7 protein-coding genes are annotated in these 5,094 nt (G+C 43.4%); 1 reads left to right on the top strand and 6 read right to left on the bottom strand.

Annotated elements, in window-relative coordinates; all coding sequences use genetic code 11:
- On the bottom strand, nt 1-205 hold a 205-nt coding region (locus tag A2517_RS08920; protein ID WP_294896216.1), incomplete at its 3' end, for a UvrD-helicase domain-containing protein.
- 164 nt (nt 206-369) lie between these two features.
- On the opposite strand from A2517_RS08920, the gene A2517_RS08925 reads away from it, so the two are divergent.
- Complete coding sequence (locus A2517_RS08925; RefSeq protein WP_294896218.1) at nt 370-1,269, top strand: LysR family transcriptional regulator; 900 nt, start codon at nt 370-372, stop codon at nt 1,267-1,269.
- Nucleotides 1,270-1,279: 10 nt separating this feature from the next.
- Here the strand turns inward: A2517_RS08925 and A2517_RS08930 are convergent, their stop codons facing one another.
- The 5 genes from A2517_RS08930 to A2517_RS08950 form a co-directional block, all read right to left on the bottom strand.
- Nucleotides 1,280-1,741: a hypothetical protein gene (locus A2517_RS08930; RefSeq protein WP_294896220.1), complete on the bottom strand. Its 462-nt coding sequence runs from the start codon at nt 1,739-1,741 to the stop codon at nt 1,280-1,282.
- A 25-nt stretch (nt 1,742-1,766) separates the two neighbouring features.
- Nucleotides 1,767-2,336, bottom strand: a complete 570-nt coding sequence (locus A2517_RS08935; protein ID WP_294896222.1) for an aminotransferase class IV — start codon at nt 2,334-2,336, stop codon at nt 1,767-1,769.
- Entirely contained in the window at nt 2,337-3,260 is a 924-nt protein-coding gene (cysK, locus tag A2517_RS08940) for a cysteine synthase A (RefSeq protein WP_294896225.1), read from the bottom strand.
- An 88-nt stretch (nt 3,261-3,348) separates the two neighbouring features.
- Complete coding sequence (locus tag A2517_RS08945) at nt 3,349-4,047, bottom strand: response regulator transcription factor (RefSeq protein ID WP_294896227.1); 699 nt, start codon at nt 4,045-4,047, stop codon at nt 3,349-3,351.
- Nucleotides 4,044-5,094, bottom strand: a 1,051-nt coding sequence (locus tag A2517_RS08950; RefSeq protein WP_294896229.1) for an ATP-binding protein, incomplete at its 5' end; no start/stop codon positions are given. The genes A2517_RS08945 and A2517_RS08950, both read right to left, overlap by 4 nt.

The following is a 5,094-nucleotide window of genomic DNA, read 5'->3' on the forward strand; positions in this document are numbered from 1 at the left end:
GCATCTCTTTAGCCGCTTTGTTGGTAAAGGTGAGGGTGAGAGTATTGCCTGCGGGTATCCCAACATGATCGAGAAGATAAGCAAGACGAGTGGTAATAGTTTTGGTTTTTCCGCTTCCCGCACCTGCTAAAATGAGCAAAGGGCCGTCGATCCGTTCGACTGCACTGCGCTGTGCTTCATTGAGGTTTGAGAGAATTTGATCCATACCGTTATTGCCCTGTTTGTATTAATAGTTAAATTATTATAGCCCAACTTTTCTATTTTTTAAATTCCTTGAGGGTTTGGGCGGTAAACGTTATACCGAAACTCTTGCATTGGTTATAATAATGAGTTATAATACTGCTATTCATTCAGCTTATAGGAATTATTATGTTAAAAGATTTTGCCAAACTTATGACGTTTTTAACGGTGGTTCGGGAAAAAAGTTTTTCCAAAGCATCGGCAAAACTCGGTATTTCTCAACCTGCGGTAACACAGCAGATCAAATTTATCGAGGACTATCTCGATACTCGTGTTGTTGAACGCAAAAAGAACGGGATCAAACTCACGAAAGAGGGGGAAGATCTTTTCCGCATCGCGACTAAGTTAGAAAAAGCGATTCAGTCCAGCGAAAAAGAGCTTCTTAAAATTATCAGTAAAGAGTTTACGTTCATCGTCGGTGCATCGTACGCGATCGGGAACTATGTACTCCCTTCCTATATCGGTCAGCTCAAAGAGAAAATCAATAATGAGGTTCATATCCGCGTTGCATTTTCGGAAGATATTATTGATCAGTTGCTGGATAAAAAGATTGATATTGCCCTTATCGAATCACCGGTATTTAAAGACGGGTTGATCTACCGCGAGTGGGAAGAGGATGAATTGGTCGTATTCTCCAACCAACCGATTCCGAAACAGCTTCGTAAAGAAGATTTGTATAAATTCGACTGGATTTGCCGTGATGAGAACTCCCATACCCGTCGTCTTACTTCAGAAGTGTTTGAAGAGATCGGTGTTGAGTGTTCAAGCTTTAGCGTTATCGGTGTCGTTGCCAGCTCAACCGCGATCAAAGAGACGTTGATGCGTTCTCCTAAAGATGCGGTTCGCCCTGTCGTATCGGTTATCTCTCGTCACGTTATCAGTGATGAAGTGGAAGAGGGGAAATTGTTTGAAGCACGGATTAAAAATTTCAAAATCAAACGCAAGTTTTACATCGTTTACAGCAAAGAGCGTAAACACGATGCGTTTATCGACAACGTCGTTACTTATTTATTAGGGTTGAAGTTATAAACTTCACCCTTTACTTTTTCTTCAAAAACTTCTGATTTTCGGGATTCGCGAGCAGAGCGCTCATCGAATTTTGAACCCCTTCATGCTTTTCAATATTGATAATAGGGTGTTGTTCCTGCGGCAATGCCAAGTTCACAAACGCCGGTGTATCATCGATAATAATTTGAACGATCGATAGTAGCGGAACCGAGACAAAGCTCCCTATGTTTTCGTGGCCGAATCCTGCTTCAAATATCAAAGTATCGTTATCGATTCGTGCACTTTCAAACGTATAACCCGCTAGAAAAAAGAGTGTCATTGCCCGAAATTCATCGTTAAGATGTTTTGGGAGAGGGGGATCAAAGGTAACGTGGTCGATTTTACATAAAATGCCGAAATTCTGGTCGTTTTCGAACAGGTAAATAAGCATATCCCGAAGATGATTTTCCATCAAGCGAGAAAATGAAGAGCTTTTAATAATATCGAATAACATAACGGCAGACCTGTGTTGTATAAAATTAGATAATTATACCATTTTCGACTTCAATGAACCCTACCATCGCATTCATAAGGGCGACCTTGCTAGCTCGAGCAATATCATTGCGTGTCAGAGGGGCGAGTGCAAGAAATTTCTCATCGAGTAAACGCTCTCGTGTTGTCCCCTCCAATAGAGGAGATTCGGGAGTGAGCCATTTTCCTTCTATGAAGAGGGCAATGTTGGCGATGGTGGTATCAGTTAGATGATTATTTTTAACAATTAGAACATCATCACAATCTTTTCGCTGTTCAAATAAGGTAGTGAGTTGTTCGCGCTCTGAGTATTTAAGGGGATATTCGAGCGTATCACAAGTAAGCAGCTTAAGTGAACTCATTTTTTTGGGAGTATAGGGGTGATACTCGATGGTGTACCCGTTTGTATCATAGAGAAAGCGGCATCGGTAGAGTTCGTTGTCAGGAGGGACTATTAACGTTTGTAAATCATACTGTTGATGAATACCGAGCAAGTGAGACGATTTATTCAGTCGTTTTTGATGATAGGGGAGGTGTAGAGCTTCTCCCCCTTCGCAACGAATGGTTTCTAAAAGCATTTACGCTTCGAATAATGGGGTACTGAGGTAGCGTTCCGCCGTATCGCATAAAATGGTGACGATGGTTTTCCCTTTGTTCTCAGGGCGTGCCGCAACAAGTGCTGCGGCGTGAACGTTGGCTCCTGCAGAGATACCGACGAGAAGCCCTTCGGTTTTAGCGAGTGCTTTGGATGCGGCAATGGCCTCTTCATTACTGATTGTAATGATTTCATTGTAAAGGGTTGTGTTCAGAACATCGGGGATGAATCCGGCACCGATCCCCTGAATCTTATGAGGTCCCGGTTTTCCCCCTGAGAGGATGGCAGAGTCTTTGGGCTCCACCGCAATAATTTGGACATTCGGTAATACGGCTCGAAGTGCCTCTCCGGTTCCGGTAAGTGTTCCTCCCGTTCCGACGGCGGCAATAAAAATATCAACAGCTCCATCGGTATCGCGGAGAATTTCTTGTGCCGTCGTAATGCGGTGGATTTCGGGGTTAGCTGGATTGGCGAATTGCTGCAAAACGAGTGCGTTAGGATTGGAAGCGACCAATGTGTTGGCTTCATCAATAGCCCCTTTCATCCCTGATGCGGCAGGGGTGAGGACGAGGTTAGCTCCGAGAGCTTTGAGAAGGTTGCGTCGCTCGATCGACATCGACTCGGGCATTGTAAGGGTGAGATTAAGTCCTAATGCAGCGCAGATTGAGGCCAAAGCTATCCCCGTATTTCCACTGGTGGGTTCGATAATAAGGGTTTCAGAATTGATTTTCCCCTCTTTCATAGCACTTTGAATCATATTAAACCCGATACGGTCTTTAACGGAACTGGTAGGATTCATAAATTCGCATTTTCCCAAAATAGTAGCTCCGCTCGCAGTTGAGAGGCCGTTGAGCCGTACGAGCGGAGTATTGCCGATGAGTTCAGTGATATTTGCCGCGATATTCATGAAATGTACCCCTGTTTTTTAGCCATTATAATAGCAAAATTTGAAAAAGCCAATAATCCAAACTATTTTACTGTATTTAATGCGCTATTTAATTTGGAGTAGTGCAGATAAAACGGTATCCGATTCCAAGTTCGGTCTGAATGTAAAGCGGTGATGTTGTATTGGTTTCTATTTTCTTTCTCAGGGCATTAACGTAGGTTCGGAGGTACTGCATTTCATACTCATAGGCGATTCCCCACACCTCTTTTAGAATTTTTCCATGGGTTAAAACTTGATTACGGTGGAGGACAAAATATTTGAGTAAATTAAATTCGGTGGGTGTTAATTTTAGCGGTTGATCCCCTTTTAAGGCGGAAAAATTTTCGACATCGATCGTAATGTCATTGCATGTGATGAGCGAATCGGAAGAGTGATGCATCATAAATCGTCTTTGTGTCGAGCGAACCCGTGCGAGGAGCTCATTCGTTGAAAACGGTTTGGTCACATAATCATCGGCACCTGCATCGAGTGCGGCAATAATCTCTTCTTCATCACTACGGGCAGAAACAACGATAATAGGAATAGAGAGTAGGGCGCGAACCGTTTTTATGAGTTCTTTGCCGTCCCCATCCGGTAGTCCTAGATCGAGCAATATAATATCAGGATTGCGCGTTTGGATCTCTCGCAACGCATTTTGACGATCTTTGGCAAGTAGCGTTTTATGACCGAGCTGTTTAAAAGAGAGTTGGAGCAGTCGGCTGATTGCCTCATCATCTTCGACGATTAAAATTAATTGATGGGGTTTCATAGAGTATCCATTTTTAGAGATGCGGGGCGTTTTAAAATAGGGAGGGTCACTTCGATACGGATTCCGTGATCATCGTTGTACGCTCGAATAGTACCGTGATGTGCCCGTGTGATATCACGGCAGATTGACAATCCGAAACCGCTGCCCGATATATCTGCCGTGTTTCCGGCACGGTAAAACTTCTCAAAGAGATTAGCCAGTTCTGTAGGTTCAAGTGGAGGACATTCGTTGGAGAAGGAGATATGAAATGCATTAGGAGTTGTCGTGATAGAAATTTTAATCGGCTTTTCTTCATCCGAGTATTTCAGTGCATTGTCAATCAGATTAACAAAAAGGCGCATCAAAAGTCCGCTGTCACCGTAAAAGAGGGGAAGCTCAGAGCTGACATAGTAATCAATTCGCTCATGCAAGACATCTCTGCGAAATTCGCGCAAAGCGACGGTGAGGAGATCTTCCATATCACACCACCCATTTTTAAGCGGTGTTTGCGGATTTTTGAGACGGGCACTGTCGAGAAGACTGTTAATAAGACGGTTCATTTGACGGCTCGATTCGATAATCTGAGCAAGGGCTTGATAGCGTAATGCAGGATCAAGGGGGTGGGTTTCAACCACGAAGGTAGCATTTCCCATGATCGAAGAGAGAGGTGTTTTTAAATCATGCGAGAGGGTGTTGTAGAGGATCTCTTTGACACTGTTGGCATGGATTTTACGCGCTTGAAAGGTAATGGTATAGCCCACGATATAAAAGATAATGAAGCTCCAAATATAGATCATCTCATGGACGATGAAACTAAGTGTCGGTGGAGCGTAGAGGGCCAAAAGTGCAATAGAGGCGGTTGTTGTGATGAACGTCGCAATCCATTCTCCGCGTAAAGCGATAACGATAACCGGCAAAAGATGGATCAAAATGATATTGGTCATCTCAAGCTCCTGGCGAAATACCAAGGAAATTCCCGTGATCAGGAGAAAGAGGAAAAAGGTAACAATATAGTGCCGATACATATAAAAAAGTTGCATAGACGAATTGTAGTGCGGTTTAGGTGAA

It is taken from the genome of Sulfuricurvum sp. RIFOXYD12_FULL_44_77 (assembly GCF_001830725.1).
GTDB classification, from domain to species: domain Bacteria; phylum Campylobacterota; class Campylobacteria; order Campylobacterales; family Sulfurimonadaceae; genus Sulfuricurvum; species Sulfuricurvum kujiense_A.

Coding starts and splice junctions, on each gene's coding strand:
- A2517_RS08925 (WP_294896218.1), top strand. CDS start 370: ATGTTAAAAGATTTTGCCAAACTTATGACGTTTTTAACGGTGGTTCGG.
- cysK (WP_294896225.1), bottom strand. CDS start 3,260: ATGAATATCGCGGCAAATATCACTGAACTCATCGGCAATACTCCGCTC.
- A2517_RS08935 (WP_294896222.1), bottom strand. CDS start 2,336: ATGCTTTTAGAAACCATTCGTTGCGAAGGGGGAGAAGCTCTACACCTC.
- A2517_RS08930 (WP_294896220.1), bottom strand. CDS start 1,741: ATGTTATTCGATATTATTAAAAGCTCTTCATTTTCTCGCTTGATGGAA.
- A2517_RS08945 (WP_294896227.1), bottom strand. CDS start 4,047: ATGAAACCCCATCAATTAATTTTAATCGTCGAAGATGATGAGGCAATC.